The following is a 14,854-nucleotide window of genomic DNA, read 5'->3' as shown; positions in this document are numbered from 1 at the left end:
ACATGTTTACTAATTGGAGGAGGACTGATGCCCCATTTTCACGTCGAGTATTCCGGCAATCTGGAAGACGAGATCGACATGGGTGGCCTATGCGAATGCATTCGGGCAACTGCGGCTGGGATCGACACCTTTCCACTGCCGGGCATCCGTGTGCGGGCAACGCGCGTCGATCACTTTGCAATTGCGGATGGCAATCCGGCCCACGGATTCATCGATATATCGATCCGCCTGCGCGGCGGTCGGCCAGACGACATCAAGCAGGACGCCACGACGCGCATATTTGATGCGGTCAAGACGTATCTGGCGTCAGCCTTCTTGCAGCATTCGATCGCGCTCTCGCTTGAGATGCGCGATATCGACCCTCATTTTTCGCCAAAGACCGGCACAATCCGGGATCATTTGGCCGCGACCACTCAGGAGACCTGAAGCATGAGCGCACTGGATACAAATATCGAAAAACTCAACAGATTTCTGGCGCGATTCAAGGAAACCGGTATCCGGAACCGAATTGCGGGTCAGGACCAAATCGGCGCGGCCGGTGTGTTTCAAACAACCTCACCCGTCGACAAGTCGGTGATCTGTGACGTCGCACACGGCACCGCCGAGGACATTGACGCAGCCGCCAAAGCCGCCCATGCGGCATTCGCCGAATGGCGCGATATGCCTGCCTCAGAACGCCGCCGTATTCTGTTGAACGTCGCCGATGCCATTGAGGCCCGCGCCGAAGAAATCGCACTGTGCGAATGCTGGGACACTGGCCAGACCATGAGGTTCATGTCCAAGGCCGCGCTACGCGGGGCCGAGAATTTCCGCTATTTCGCCGATCAGGTAATACTGGCCCGCGACGGCCAACATCTAAAGTCGCCCACTCTGATGAATATCACGACACGCGTGCCGATTGGCCCGGTTGGCGTGATCACGCCGTGGAACACCCCCTTTATGCTGTCGACCTGGAAAATCGCACCTGCTCTGGCCGCCGGTTGCACCGTGGTCCACAAGCCTGCCGAAGATTCACCGCTGTCTGCCCGTTTGCTGGTGGAAATCGCCGAAGAGGCCGGATTGCCCAAAGGCGTGCTGAACACCGTCAATGGCTTTGGACCGGATGCAGGCAAAGCCCTGACGGAACACCCGTTGATCAAGGCCATCGCCTTTGTCGGTGAAAGCCGCACCGGCGCCATCATCACAAAACAGGGGGCCGATACGCTCAAGCGGATGCATCTGGAATTGGGCGGCAAGAACCCGGTCATCGTGTTTGACGACGCCGATCTGGACCGCGCGCTGGATGCGGTGATCTTCATGATCTATTCGATCAATGGTGAGCGCTGCACCTCATCCTCGCGCCTGCTGATCCAGGAAACGATCAAGGATGAATTCGAGGCCAGATTGATCGAGCGCGTGAACAACATCAAAGTTGGCCACCCTCTGGACCCAGCGACTGAAATCGGCCCACTTGTAACCGAAGAGCACTATAACAAGGTTACCAGCTATTTTGACATCGCCAAAGAGGACGGCGCAACCGTGGCAGCCGGCGGTGTAAAGGTCGGTGATCAGGGGTATTTTGTGCGGCCGACCCTGTTTACCAACGCCAACAACCAGATGCGCATCGCGCGCGAGGAGATCTTTGGCCCGGTGCTGACAGCCATTCCATTCTCGACCGAGGACGAGGCATTGGCGGTCGCCAACGACACGCCATACGGCCTGACCGGTTATGTCTGGACCAACGATCTGACCCGCGCCCTGCGCTTTACCGACAAGCTCGAAGCCGGGATGATCTGGGTGAATTCCGAGAATGTTCGCCACCTGCCAACCCCCTTTGGCGGGGTCAAGGCATCGGGCATTGGTCGCGACGGCGGCGACTGGTCGTTCGAATTCTACATGGAACAGAAACATATTGGCTTTGCCACGGGCCAGCACAAGATTATGCAACTGGGCAAGTAAACCGTACTTCGTGGCGTCCCGCCGGTGTGTAACACAACAAGTTGGAATAGGATACGCGCACAAACACATGGTCTAAATTCGACGTTCGGGTTGGACCAATCGACGTTCGAACTCTCGCCCCTGCCAGGGCGATCGATCGTCACCTTTCATAAGGAGGAACTGCCATGGGAAAGATTGTACAGGCCGCAAAGATCACACATGTGCCAAGCATCTGGATGTCCCACACAATGCCGAAATACAAAGGCATCCGGCAATCTGCAATTGACGGCTACGCCCGGCTGCGCCAGGACGCAATCGACCGCAACGTCGATACGTTCATCATCTTCGACACTCACTGGATTACCAATCAGGGCTTTCACCTGAACACGAAAGAGCACCACAAAGGCCGCTTCATCAGCCACGAACTGCCACATATGCTGGCGGATATGGAGTTCGACTATCGCGGCGACCACGCGTTGGGGGAAACAATCCTCGACGTTCTGCGAGAGCGCGGCGAACGCGCGCTGGGCCATTCGCATCCGGACATGGGAATGGAGTACGGCACGCTGTTGCCGATGTATTTCATCAATGAAGGCGTCAATGCCCGAGTGCTGCCGGTGGCCGTCAATCAGTTCTCGTCGATCGCCGAAAACCGTGTCTGGGGCGAAGCCATCGCAGAAGGCATCCGCCGTTCGGACCGGAATGTCTCTGTTCTGGCGTCGGGCTCTCTGAGCCACGATTTCACACCAAACGAACGGTCCGTCGACGGGCTGAACGCAGTCAATGGAGAGTTCAACCGGCAGATGGACCTGCGGGTGCTGGAGCTGTGGGAACAGGGCCGGTTCGAAGAGTTTCTCGAGCTTTTGCCGGACTATGCCAAAAAATGCACCGGCGAATGCGCCATGAACGACACTGCGCTGTTGTTCGGCGCACTGGGATGGGGCAGCTACAAGGGTGAGATCGACATTTACACCCCGTACTTTGGCAGTTCGGGCACGGGACAGGCCAACATCAGCTTTTCGGTCTAAGAGACAGGCACCGGGACCACTCGGCAATCAAGGGCGCAGCAATAATGAATTGGGACGAGTTTTCACATTGGGGCCAGCACATATCCAGATGGGCTGCGGAGTATCACACCTCACTGCCGGACCGGCCCGTTCGCGCACAGACTGCGCCGGGTGAAATTGCGCGACAACTGGAACCTGCACCGCCAGAAACCGGTCAGCCGATGGAGGCCATCTTGACCGATTTCGAACAGATCGTGATGCCGGGCATGACCCATTGGCAGCATCCGCGTTTCTTTGCCTATTTTTCCGCCAACGCCGCACCGCCTTCGATGCTGGCCGAACAGCTGGTGACGGCAATTGCTGCGCAATGCATGTTGTGGCAGACCTCGCCAGCGGCGACCGAAGTTGAAACCGTCATGGTCGACTGGCTGCGCCAGGCACTTGGCCTTCCGGATGGCATCACCGGGGTCATTCAGGACAGCGCATCATCCGCGACTTTGTCGGCCGTATTGACCATGCGGGAACGCGCCACCGGTTACTCGAGCAATCGCGACGGACTGCACGCCAAAGGCGCGCTGCGTATCTACTGTTCGGCCCAGGTACATTCGTCGGTTGATCGGGCGTGTTGGGTTTCGGGGATCGGCCAAAACAATCTGGTCAAGCTCCCAAGCAAAGGCCCGACATTTGCTGTCGACCCATCCGCATTGGAGGCCGCAATTCAGGCAGATATCGCCGCCGGACATATTCCGGCTGGCATCATTGCGACCATCGGTGCGACCGGGGTCGGCGCCTGTGACGACCTTAACGCTGTCGCCGATATTGCGCAGAGTTACGATCTTTATACCCATCTGGATGCCGCCTGGGCCGGGTCGGCCATGATCTGCCCCGAATTTCGGGACACGTTCTGGTCCGGCGCAGAACGCTATGACAGCATCGTTTTCAATCCGCATAAGTGGTTGGGCGCGCAATTCGACTGCGCCATCCAGTTCCTCAAGAACCCCACACCGCAGTTGAACACGCTGAAAATCGAACCGGAATACCTCAAGACCTCCGGAGCGGACGTTACCAATTACTCGGAATGGACCATCCCTCTGGGCCGCCGGTTCCGGGCATTGAAGATCTGGTTCCTTCTGCGGTCCTACGGTTTGGAAGGGTTGCGCACGCGTATTCGGAACCATGTGGCTTGGGCGCAGGAATTGGCCGACATTATTGGGGCGATGGATGGGTTTGAAATCACCACTGGCCCGATCCTGAGCCTGTTTTCCTTCCGCTGCCCAGGTGACGACGACATGCAGCAACGACTGGTGGACGCGCTGAATGACGATGGCCGGATTTATCTGACCCAAGGCCTGTTTGAAGGCCGCAAGATCATCCGTTTTCAAGTTGGGCAATTTGACACCACGCGCGAGCACGTCTTGATGGCTGCTGACGCGATCCGCGACGTCTGGGAGACTCTCACGTGAATTTTGCGACCTACACCACCAAAGGCGAGACATTCTTTGGGGCTATTACCGACGACGGGGCGATTGCGCTGAACGATGCCTTCCCCGATCATGCCAGCCTGTATGAAGTGATTGCCGCCGGAAGCTTCGATCAATTGAGTCTGGCGGCCGAGGGTAGATCGGTAACACACACCGATTTCAACTTTGAAATGGTTCTGCCCGATGCCCGCCGGATCATCTGCGTGGGGGTAAATTTTCCCGACCGAAATGCGGAATACAAAGACGGCAGCGATCAGCCAAAATACATGTCGCTTTTTCCGCGTTTCGCAAGCGGTTTCACCGGCCACGACCTGCCTTTGATCCGACCGCCGGAAAGCCCCCAGTTGGACTATGAAGGCGAGGTCGCCATCGTCATCGGCAAATCGGGCCGTCGCATTGCCCAGGCCGATGCCTATGACCACATCGCCGCGTTGACGTTGTGCAATGAAGGGACGATCCGCGACTGGGTTCGCCATGCCAAGTTCAACGTTACGCCCGGAAAGAACTGGGACCGCTCGGGTTCAATCGGCCCTTGGCTGGTTCCGTTCACCGATGCGGCGCAACTGGACGAGGCTCGCATTCAGACCCGAGTGAACGGCGAATTGCGCCAGGACGACACGTTGAATCGCATGATGTTCCCGATCCGGCGCGAGATCGAATATATATCGACATTCATGACCTTGCAGTCGGGCGATATCATTGTCACCGGAACCCCCACCGGCGCAGGCGCGCGGTTCGATCCTCCGAAATACCTGATCCCCGGCGACGTGGTCGAAGTTTCGGTCGACGGTATCGGCACGCTCCGCAACACCATCGAGGACGAACAGGTATGACGCCCGAGGATCACGCCCGCGCTGCCGCCGATCTGCTGCGGGCCGAGACCACGCGCGCGCAGATCGGATTGCTGACGCGGCGCCATCCCGAGATGGGGATGGAAGACGCCTATGAGGTGCAGAACGCCATCTATCGCCAGAAACTGGCCGAGGGACGTAAGGTGATCGGCTGGAAGATCGGGCTGACTTCGAAGGCGATGCAATATGCATTGAACATCGACATCCCCGACAGCGGTATTCTCTTCGACAACATGGTCTTTGAGCACGGCGGTACCGTTCCCGCAAATCGCTTCATTCAACCGCGGATCGAGGCCGAGATTGCCTTTGTCATGAAGTCGGCTATCGGCGGAGACAGCGTCACGCGAGACGATATCATTGCGGCCACCGACTTTGTCGCGCCCTCAATCGAAATCCTCGACACCCGTATCCAAAGGATCGACCCTGAGAACGGGCAGGCGCGCACGGTCTATGACACGATCAGCGACAACGCGGCGAATGCGGGTGTCGTTCTGGGCCGGGAACGCCACGCCGTCGACGCCTTCGATCTGCGCTGGGTCGGCGCGCTGACCTTCCGCAATAACGAGATTGAGGAAACCGGATTGGGTGCGGGCGTGCTGAACGATCCGGTCGAAAGCGTCGTCTGGCTGGCCCGCCGCATGGCCCAATACGGCCAGCGTATCGAACCCGGTCAGCTGATATTGTCGGGCAGTTTCATCCGCCCCGTCGAATGCCCGTCGGGCACAGAAATTCATGCCGATTTTGGTCCGTTCGGATCGGTCGACATCAACTTTGCCTGAAGGAGCATCCTGATGCCTGCGCCAAATAACAGTTTCAAAGCAGCGCTTGCTGCGGGTCGCCCTCAGATCGGGTGCTGGATCGCGATGGCTGACGCCTACGCCGCCGAAGTCGCCGCTACCGCACAGTTCGACTGGTTGCTGGTTGACGGCGAACATGCCCCCAACGACCTGCGCTCGATCCTGGAGCAAGTAAGAGTGATCGAAGCGTCTGGCAGTCACCCGGTCGCACGTCTGCCAATCGGCGAGACCTGGATGATCAAACAATACCTGGACGCCGGCGTTCAGAGTATTCTGGTGCCGATGGTCGAAAGCGGCGATCACGCGCGCGAATTGGTTCGGGCGGTGCAATATCCGCCGCATGGTGTTCGCGGCGTCGGATCGTCTCTGGCCCGCGCCTCGCAATTTGCCGCTATTCCCGACTATCTGAAAACGGCGGATGATCAGGTCTGCCTGTTGGTGCAGGTGGAAAATCGCGCCGGTCTTGCGGCGCTGGATGATATTTTGACCACCGATGTGGACGGTGTCTTTGTCGGCCCCGCCGATCTGGCAGCCGATATGGGGCATCTCGGCAATGCCGCCCATCCCGAAGTTGTCGACGCGGTTACGGACGCCCTGACCCGCATTGTGGCAGCAGGCAAGGCTGCGGGTATCCTGACACTGGACCCTGTGATGCAGCGCCAATGTCTGGATTTGGGTGTCACATTTCTGGCGACTGACATCGATATTACCCTGTTTGCCAATTCGATACGTCAGGCCGCCGATACCGCCCTGACCCTGTTGCCGGATCAAAACGTGACCGGCATCGCCCGGACCGAAGCCGCCAGCAGATACCTGCAACAGCTGTGCAAACATTGGTCGCACAAGGCCGAAGTTTCATTTGATGCTGATCACGGCAGTGTTGCCTTTCCCGAAGGGAACCGGGTCAAACTCTCGGCGACGAACGAAAGCTTGTCGATCCTGGCCGAAACCGGACCGCGTGGCGATCTGGCGCGTTGGCAGCAGGTGATCGAGGCGCATCTGGTTCGATTTGCCTTCCGCGAAGACTTCAAGATCGACTGGGCCGATTGATCCGCCATGATACTGGCTTGACGTGAGCGCGATGTCTGAACCCATCTACGCCATCGGGGATATCCACGGTCAGCACGAGATGCTGCTCGAGGCATTGGCGCGCATCGAAGCTGACGGCGGCACCGATGCCAGAATCGTCTTTCTGGGCGACTATACGGATCGTGGGCCGGACAGCTCCGCTGTGTTGGACCTGTTGCTGCAGGGTCAACGCCAAGGGCGTGACTGGATCTTTCTGCGGGGCAATCACGATCAGATGTGCGCGATGTTCCTTGAAGACTACCCGCGCAATGATGCCAGGTTACTGCTTGGCTATCACTGGTTGCATCCCCGCATTGGCGGGATTGAGACATTGAAATCCTACGGGGTCGAAGTGGCAGATGGTGATCGAACCTATCAGGTACACACCCGCGCCAAGGCCGCCGTTCCGCAAGCCCACATCGACTTTCTACGCCAGCTTCAGCCCTATCATCTTGAGAACGACATGCTGTTCGTTCACGCGGGTATTCAACCCGGGGTACCGTTGAGCCAGCAGGATCCCGACGACATGATCTGGATCCGCGAGGCGTTTCTCGACTACCGGGCCGCTCATCCTTGGCTGGTGGTGCATGGGCACACGCCCGTGCGCAGGCCGGAACATCACGGAAACCGGGTCAATCTCGACACCGGCGCAGGCTATGGTCATGCATTGACCGTCGCTGTTTTCGATGGACCCAAATGTTGGGTTCTGGGGGCGGACGGACGCAGCCCAGTCTTGGCCTAATGCAATCGCAAATCGGCGCCGGGTGTCAAAAATCCAGCCCCAGATCTACGGTCCGGTAGGAATGCGTCAACGCACCGGACGAGATGTAATCCACTCCGGTTGCCGCAATTTTCGCGACAGTCTCGCGGGTTACATTGCCCGAGGCTTCGGTCGTCAATCGACCCTGCACCAGCGCCACCGCCTCGGCCAGTTGGCTAGGTGTCATGTTGTCCAGCAACACAGCATCTGCGCCACCAACTTCGAGAACCTGCGCCAGTTGGTCCAGATGATCGACTTCGATCTCAACCTTCATCATGTGCGAGGCGCGGGCTTTCGTGGCCTCAAGCACTGCGCGTACACCGCCTGCGGCGGCGATGTGGTTGTCCTTGATCAGAATCGCATCGGACAGCGAAAAGCGATGGTTGAACCCGCCGCCATGTAACACCGCTTGTTTTTCAACCATTCGCAGTCCCGGCGTCGTCTTGCGGGTGCATGTGATACGCGCTTTTGTTCCTATGGTCTCGGCCACCAGACCAGAGGTCGCGATTGCGATCCCACTGAGACGCCCGGCAAAGTTCAATGCAACCCGCTCGGCCATCAGGATCGAGGTTGCATTGCCGTCGATTTCCATCAACGTTTCACCCCGCGCGCAACGCTGCCCGTCCTGCACATGGTGGGTCACTTTCAACGCGGGATCGACCAGCCGAAAAGCCATCGCGGCCACCTGCATCCCCGAGACCACCGTATCCTCGCGCGCGTTCATCCGGGCGCGATAGGTCGCGCAGGGCGGGATCACCGTTTGCGAGGTTATGTCGCCATTTGCGCCCAAATCCTCCATCAGCGCCGAACGCACCAGAGGTTCCAGGATCAGGTCGGGAAGAGCGGGAACGGTCATGGGGCTTCCTTTGCGATATTGTCGCGTATCTTGATGGCATCTTGCAGTGTCAGCATCGACCGTTGGCCCGGCTCATGCGTGGTCTGTGGAAAATCGGACCGGTAATGCGCACCTCGGCTTTCCTTACGCAAAAACGCCGCAGCCGCGATCAGGGTGGCCGTCGCGGTCATGTTGAGAAAGGACGGTGACCCGGCGTTATCAGCTTCGAGCACCGCGATGCCACGCAGAGCTTCACGCAGTCCAACACCGTCACGCACCACGCCAACAAATCGAGTCATCAAATTCCGCAGCTTGTCGACCGTATCCGCCTGGTTTCCGTCCACCCCTTTTGGAAGCGCCAGTTCAAGTGTCGGCGCATCACTGGCAGGCACCTCGGCAGCAATATCGAGCGCACAGGCACGGGCAAAGACCAGTGCCTCCAGCAGGCCATTTGAAGCCAACCGATTGGCCCCGTGCAACCCGGTCGAAGCCGCCTCGCCACAAACCCACAACCCACGCAGAGAGCTGCGACCCGACATATCCGTGGCCACACCACCCATGTGGTAGTGCGCAGCGGCCACCACTGGAATCGTTTGCGAAACGGGATCAATACCATTGCGGCGGCAGGCCTCAGTCACGGCAGGAAACTGTTCAGCAATCTCAGACCCAAGCGCTGTACGCGTATCGAGCGCCGGGCGCCGGTCGGCCTCGGATTGCAGGTAAACGGCACGGGCGACGATATCGCGTGGTGCCAATTCCGCATCCGGATGCAGCTCCGGCATGAATCGGCGCCCTGTTTTATCAACAAGAACCGCGCCGTCGCCGCGCAACGCCTCGGTCGCCAGCGGTGCCGGGTCCTCACCCGCGTCAATAGCGGTCGGATGAAACTGCACAAACTCGGCATCGGCAATCTGCGCGCCTGCGCGGGCTGCCATGCCGATCCCCTGCCCCCGAATCCGGGCCGGGTTTGTCGTTCGGGCATACAGCCCGGCAGAACCGCCCGCAGCAAGCACATGTGCTGCACCGCGCAGCAGCAGCGGTTGCGCATCCGGCGCGTCCGCCCGGGTAAGGTAGACCCCACTGACCCGCGATCCATCGCTTTCAAGTCCAATGGCCTGCGCGCCTTCGATGACTTGGATCGATGGCGTCCGGCGCACCGCCGCGATCAGCGCACGCATGATTTCAGTCCCGGCCTGATCGCCCTTGACCCGCACAACGCGCGCGGCCGAGTGCGCAGCCTCGCGGGACTGGACAAAGCCCCCATCGGCGGTGCGGTCGAATCCTGTGCCAAGATCAGACAGATCAAGAACGTGATCCGGCGCGGCTTGGGTCACAAACTCGGCCACATCGCGAAGCACAACCCCTGCACCCGCGCGCATCGTGTCGTCCGCGTGTGCTTCGGCGCTGTCCGCAGGGTCCATGGCGGCGGCAACCCCACCCTGCGCCCAGGCCGAACTTGCACCCGAGCCAAGCGGTTCCGGCGAAAGGATGGCTACCGGGCGCGGTGCCAGTTTCAACGCCGCGTACACCGCAGCCAGACCGGCACCAATGATAACCACACGTGAGGTGGTGACGGTTTGCATAGCCCCGATCAGAGGCCCAGCTTGCGTGACAGGTCGATCATGCGCTGAACCGACAGGCGCGCCTTGTCGGCGATCTCCGCATCGACCTCGACCTGACCGGTCATTGTATCCAGCGCAAACAGCACTTTCTCAAGCGTGATCTTCTTCATGTAGGGACACATGTTGCAGGGGCCGACAAACTCGACCTCGGGCAGCTCGTCGGCAATGTTGGATGCCATCGAGCATTCTGTGATCAGCAGCGCCTTTTCGGGCTTTTCATCCGTGACGTATTTGATGATCCCGCTGGTGGAGCCCGAGAAATCGGCCTCGGCCACCACATCCGGGGGGCATTCGGGATGCGCGATCAATCGGGTGCCCGGATTCCATTCACGGAAATCACGCAGGTCACGGGCGCTGTACTGCTCATGCACGATGCATGAGCCTTCCCACCAAACCACGTTTTTCTGCGGTACATCGCGCGCGACATTCTGTGCCAGATACTGATCCGGCGTCATGATAACCGTGTCGCTATCCTGAGCAGCGACGATTTGCGCCGCATTGGATGAGGTGCAACAGATATCAGAGGCCGCTTTGACCTCGGCCGTGGTGTTCACATACGAGACGACCGGCGCGCCCGGATAGCGGCGGCGCATCTCTTCTATCCCGTCGGCCGTGATCGATTCCGCCAGCGAACACCCGGCTTCCATATCCGGCATCAACACGGTTTTTTCGGGACTGAGAATCTTGGATGTCTCGGCCATGAAATGAACGCCGCATTGCACGATCACATCCGCCTCGACCTCGGTCGCCTTGATGGCTAGTTGCAGGCTATCGCCACCGAAATCGGATATGCCGTGGTAAATCTCGGGCGTCATATAGTTGTGGCCCAGAATGACCGCGTTGCGCCGAACCTTCAGATCATTGATTGCCTTGATGTAGGGCGCATAGATCGCCCAGTCCATCGGCGAGACCACACGCGACATGCGGTCGTAGAGACCGCTCATGCTTGCCGCCAACTCGGGCGATGGGGTCAGATCGTATTTCTCGGAAAGATGCGCACGCTGCGCCGGTAGGTCGAACACGGGATTGTTTTCTGCCTGATGAACACGTGGCGCCTTTAATATTGAGTTTGTTTCGGAATGGCCACCACCGGGACCAGAACGATATTCCGAATTAGCAATTTGTCGCAGAATGTTCTGACTGAACCGATCCCGACGAGGACGCGAGATCGGAACCAATTGTCATTGTTTGGCCATTGATCAATCAAACGAGTTGCGACTTTGTTCGGGCCTTTCAGTCTATTTGTCGAAAAATGGTTCTGGATAGACGAAAAATGTATCGATCTGGCAACTATGTCCCGGCTACGCTCACGCGACCCGGATGAGCACTGAACGACCCCGCAAACCCCGGAGTATTGGCCTATCTCTGGGCCAGCCAGACCTCAAACGTCGATCGAAGGATAGCAAAATGCCCCTCGCAATGAACCGTGACGTATTCATCACTTGCGCCATAACCGGCTCGGGCGGCACTCAGGACAAATCCCCCCATGTGCCACGATCGCCCGAGCAGATCGCGAATTCTGCAATCGATGCGGCCAAGGCTGGTGCGGCCGTTGTTCACTGCCACGTGCGCGATCCTGAAACCGGCGCGCCCGCGCGCGATCCGGGCCTCTATCGCGAGGTCACCGACCGTATCCGCGATGCCGACGTCGATATGGTTTTGAACCTGACCGCAGGTATGGGGGGGGACATGGTATTCGGCTCGACCGAAAATCCGCTGCCGGTCAACGAAGCAGGGACCGACATGGTCGGCGCGACCGAGAGGATGGCCCATATCGCAGAATGCCTGCCCGAAATCTGCACCCTGGACTGCGGCACCATGAACTTTGCCGAAGCCGATTATGTCATGACCAACACCCCCGGGATGCTGAGGGCGATGGGTCAGATGATGACCGACCTGGGTGTCAAACCCGAGATCGAAGCCTTTGACACCGGACATCTGTGGTTTGCCAAGCAACTGGTGAACGAGGGGATTCTGGAACCCAACGCATTGGTTCAATTGTGCATGGGCGTGCCATGGGGGGCGCCGAACGACATCAACACCTTCATGGCGATGGTCAACAACGTCCCATCCGACTGGACCTGGTCGGCCTTCGCGCTGGGTCGAGATCAAATGCCCTATGTTGCGCAGTCAATTCTGGCTGGCGGCAATGTCCGCGTTGGCCTGGAGGATAACCTGTTTCTGGAAAAGGGTGTTCTGGCAACGAACGCGCAACTGGTCGAGCGCGCGGTGACAATTGTCGAGAACATGGGCGCCAAGATCATCGGCCCCGAAGCAGTGCGCGAAAAACTGGGCCTGACAAAACGCGCGCCTGTCGTCAGATGAACCAGCGCGTTCTTGTCACGGCAGGCGCGTCCGGTATCGGACGTGCCATCGCCGAACGGTTCCTGCGGGACGGTGCGCGCATCGCAATCTGCGATGCTGACCCTTCTGCGGTTGATGACTTTGCCACGGCGCATCCCAAAGCGATCGCAGCCGTGGCTGACGTGACCTCCGAAAAGGAAATGGACGCCTTCCTGAATGCGGTCGAGGCTGAATGGGGTGGTGTCGACGTGGTCTGCGCCAATGCCGGAACCGGCGGCCCTGCCGGAGCGATCGAGGATCTGCGTTACGATGATTGGCAACACTGCATCGCCACCAACCTGCATGGATCCTATCTGACCTGTCGCTGGGCGGCACGCGTGATGAAGGCGCAGAACGGCGGTCTTATCACGATGACCTCTTCAACCGCGGGCATCATGGGATACCCCATGCGTTCACCCTATGCTGCGGCAAAGTGGGCTGTCATTGGCATGACCAAGACGCTGGCGATGGAACTTGGGCCCTATGGGGTTCGCGTCAACGCGATTTGCCCTGGCGCGGTCGAGGGCGACAGGATGGAGCGTGTGCTGGCCAACGAGGCGGTGGCCCACGGTGAAACCATAGACACAATGCGGGCTGCTTATGTGACCGGAGTATCCATGAAAACATGGGTCACCGCCCAGGACGTCGCGAACAGCATTCATTTCCTTGCCTCTGACGCAGGCAACAAAATTTCCGGACAGATTCTGTCCATTGATGGCCATACGGAGACTCTTGCCCCATGACACAGAAAGCAACCATCGTCGGCGGCGGCGTCATCGGCGGCGGCTGGGCTGCCCGGTTCCTGCTGAACGGGTGGAACGTTTCAGTCTTTGATCCGGACCCGGAAGCGGAACGCAAGATCGGCGAGGTATTGGCCAACGCCAGACGCGCCCTGCCCGCGCTTTACGACAAGGCATTGCCTGCCGAAGGCACTCTGACCTTTCATGACGATATGGACGAGGCTCTGGCAGGGGCTGCGTGGGTTCAAGAAAGCGTTCCCGAACGTCTGGATCTCAAGCACAAGATCCACGCCCAGATCAACGATCTGGCCCCGGCCGATGCAATTATCGGCTCGTCGACCTCGGGTTTCAAACCCTCTGAACTGAACGAAAAGGGTGGCCGCGTGGTCGTTGCGCACCCTTTCAACCCGGTCTATCTGCTGCCGTTGATCGAACTGGTGGGTGATGCAGATACCTGCGCCAAGGCGTCAGATATTCTGCGGTCGATCGGGATGTACCCTCTGTTCGTCCGTAAAGAGATCGACGCGCATATTGCGGACCGTTTCCTCGAGGCGGTCTGGCGCGAGGCCCTGTGGCTGGTCAAGGACGGCATTGCCACGACGGAAGAGATCGACGAAGCAATCCGCATGGGCTTTGGCATCCGGTGGGCGCAGATGGGTCTTTTTGAGACCTACCGGATTGCCGGGGGCGAGGCCGGGATGAAACACTTCATGGCGCAGTTCGGACCCGCGCTGGAGTGGCCGTGGACCAAGCTGATGGATGTGCCTGAATTCACCGACGAATTGGTCGACCTGATCGCCGGTCAGTCGGATGCGCAATCCGGTCACATGTCTATCCGCGAGCTTGAACGGCTGCGCGACGACAACCTGATCGGTATGATGCGCGCGCTAAAGAAGACCGACAGCGGGGCAGGCAGTGTATTGAATGCTCACGAAGCCACCTTCCCTGACCCGGAAGGCCACGACCTGCCGATAACTGTGGATCGCGTAATCCCGCAAAGCTGGACCGACTACAACGGCCACATGAATGAGGCTCATTATGTTGAAGTTTCAGCCCAGGCGACCGACCAGTTCATGGTGATGATCGGCGCGGATGCCGACTATGTGGCAGCTGGCAACAGCTATTTCACGGTCGAGAATTTTGTGCAGTATCAGTCGGAACTGCATGCCGGTGACCGTCTTACGGTAACCACTCAGGTCTTGCGCGGTGACGGCAAGATCATGCACCTGTTCCACCGGCTGCACGGACAAAATGGCGAAGTTGCCGCGACAGTCGAGACCCTGCTGCTGCACATGGACCTGAACGCGCGCAAAACCTCTCTTCCGTCCGAGGATGTTGCCACCAAGCTTGCGACCCACGCACAAAGTCACGCCGAACTGCCGTTGCCAGAGGGCGCGGGACGGTACGTTGGGCAAAGAGGTTGACCCCAGACT

The 14,854-nt window shown here is 59.0% G+C and carries 14 protein-coding genes; 11 read left to right on the top strand and 3 right to left on the bottom strand.

Annotated features, from left to right (window positions below):
* The first annotated feature begins 27 nt into the window (after positions 1 to 27).
* The 8 genes from ACR0LX_RS09920 (at position 28) to ACR0LX_RS09885 (ending at position 7,863) form a co-directional block, all read left to right on the top strand.
* Positions 28 to 426, top strand: coding sequence for a 5-carboxymethyl-2-hydroxymuconate Delta-isomerase (locus ACR0LX_RS09920; protein WP_480579098.1), 399 nt, complete (start codon positions 28 to 30; stop codon positions 424 to 426).
* Between the two features lie 3 nt (positions 427 to 429).
* Entirely contained in the window at positions 430 to 1,938 is a 1,509-nt protein-coding gene (gene hpaE, locus ACR0LX_RS09915; protein WP_480783575.1) for a 5-carboxymethyl-2-hydroxymuconate semialdehyde dehydrogenase, read from the top strand.
* 164 nt (positions 1,939 to 2,102) lie between these two features.
* Complete coding sequence (gene hpaD / locus ACR0LX_RS09910) at positions 2,103 to 2,945, top strand: 3,4-dihydroxyphenylacetate 2,3-dioxygenase (RefSeq protein ID WP_480579103.1); 843 nt, start codon at positions 2,103 to 2,105, stop codon at positions 2,943 to 2,945.
* A 44-nt stretch (positions 2,946 to 2,989) separates the two neighbouring features.
* Positions 2,990 to 4,387 carry a pyridoxal phosphate-dependent decarboxylase family protein gene (locus ACR0LX_RS09905; RefSeq protein ID WP_480783574.1) on the top strand — a complete coding sequence of 466 codons (1,398 nt, stop codon included), beginning with the start codon at positions 2,990 to 2,992 and terminating at the stop codon, positions 4,385 to 4,387.
* Positions 4,384 to 5,238 carry a fumarylacetoacetate hydrolase family protein gene (locus tag ACR0LX_RS09900; RefSeq protein WP_480783573.1) on the top strand — a complete coding sequence of 285 codons (855 nt, stop codon included), beginning with the start codon at positions 4,384 to 4,386 and terminating at the stop codon, positions 5,236 to 5,238. Before ACR0LX_RS09905 ends, ACR0LX_RS09900 begins: the two co-directional genes overlap by 4 nt.
* Positions 5,235 to 6,035: a 2-oxo-hept-4-ene-1,7-dioate hydratase gene (hpaH, locus tag ACR0LX_RS09895; RefSeq protein WP_480783572.1), complete on the top strand. Its 801-nt coding sequence runs from the start codon at positions 5,235 to 5,237 to the stop codon at positions 6,033 to 6,035. Before ACR0LX_RS09900 ends, hpaH begins: the two co-directional genes overlap by 4 nt.
* A gap of 12 nt (positions 6,036 to 6,047) precedes the next feature.
* Entirely contained in the window at positions 6,048 to 7,103 is a 1,056-nt protein-coding gene (locus ACR0LX_RS09890; protein WP_480783571.1) for an aldolase/citrate lyase family protein, read from the top strand.
* A 31-nt stretch (positions 7,104 to 7,134) separates the two neighbouring features.
* Entirely contained in the window at positions 7,135 to 7,863 is a 729-nt protein-coding gene (locus ACR0LX_RS09885; RefSeq protein WP_480783570.1) for a metallophosphoesterase family protein, read from the top strand.
* 25 nt (positions 7,864 to 7,888) lie between these two features.
* Here ACR0LX_RS09885 and nadC read toward each other — a convergent pair whose 3' ends face one another.
* From nadC to nadA, 3 genes are read right to left on the bottom strand one after another with little or no spacing between them, the layout of a single operon-like run.
* Positions 7,889 to 8,737, bottom strand: a complete 849-nt coding sequence (gene nadC, locus ACR0LX_RS09880) for a carboxylating nicotinate-nucleotide diphosphorylase (RefSeq protein WP_480783569.1) — start codon at positions 8,735 to 8,737, stop codon at positions 7,889 to 7,891.
* Entirely contained in the window at positions 8,734 to 10,299 is a 1,566-nt protein-coding gene (locus tag ACR0LX_RS09875) for an L-aspartate oxidase (RefSeq protein WP_480783568.1), read from the bottom strand. The genes nadC and ACR0LX_RS09875 overlap by 4 nt, the downstream gene beginning before the upstream one ends.
* 8 nt (positions 10,300 to 10,307) lie before the next feature.
* Complete coding sequence (gene nadA, locus ACR0LX_RS09870) at positions 10,308 to 11,360, bottom strand: quinolinate synthase NadA (protein WP_480783567.1); 1,053 nt, start codon at positions 11,358 to 11,360, stop codon at positions 10,308 to 10,310.
* A 385-nt stretch (positions 11,361 to 11,745) separates the two neighbouring features.
* Between nadA and bcoG the strand changes: the two genes are divergently transcribed.
* The 3 genes from bcoG to ACR0LX_RS09855 are packed head-to-tail and all read left to right on the top strand — an operon-like array spanning position 11,746 to position 14,845.
* Entirely contained in the window at positions 11,746 to 12,663 is a 918-nt protein-coding gene (bcoG, locus tag ACR0LX_RS09865; RefSeq protein ID WP_480783566.1) for a 3-dehydrocarnitine:acetyl-CoA trimethylamine transferase BcoG, read from the top strand.
* Positions 12,660 to 13,424, top strand: coding sequence for an SDR family oxidoreductase (locus ACR0LX_RS09860; protein WP_480783565.1), 765 nt, complete (start codon positions 12,660 to 12,662; stop codon positions 13,422 to 13,424). The genes bcoG and ACR0LX_RS09860 overlap by 4 nt, the downstream gene beginning before the upstream one ends.
* Positions 13,421 to 14,845: a carnitine 3-dehydrogenase gene (locus tag ACR0LX_RS09855; protein ID WP_480783564.1), complete on the top strand. Its 1,425-nt coding sequence runs from the start codon at positions 13,421 to 13,423 to the stop codon at positions 14,843 to 14,845. Before ACR0LX_RS09860 ends, ACR0LX_RS09855 begins: the two co-directional genes overlap by 4 nt.
* Positions 14,846 to 14,854 lie beyond the last annotated feature (9 nt).

The organism is Ruegeria sp. CH11, assembly GCF_056537105.1.
The sequence above is the reverse complement of the archived record's forward strand: the minus strand, read 5'-3'. Positions and strand labels throughout refer to the sequence as shown.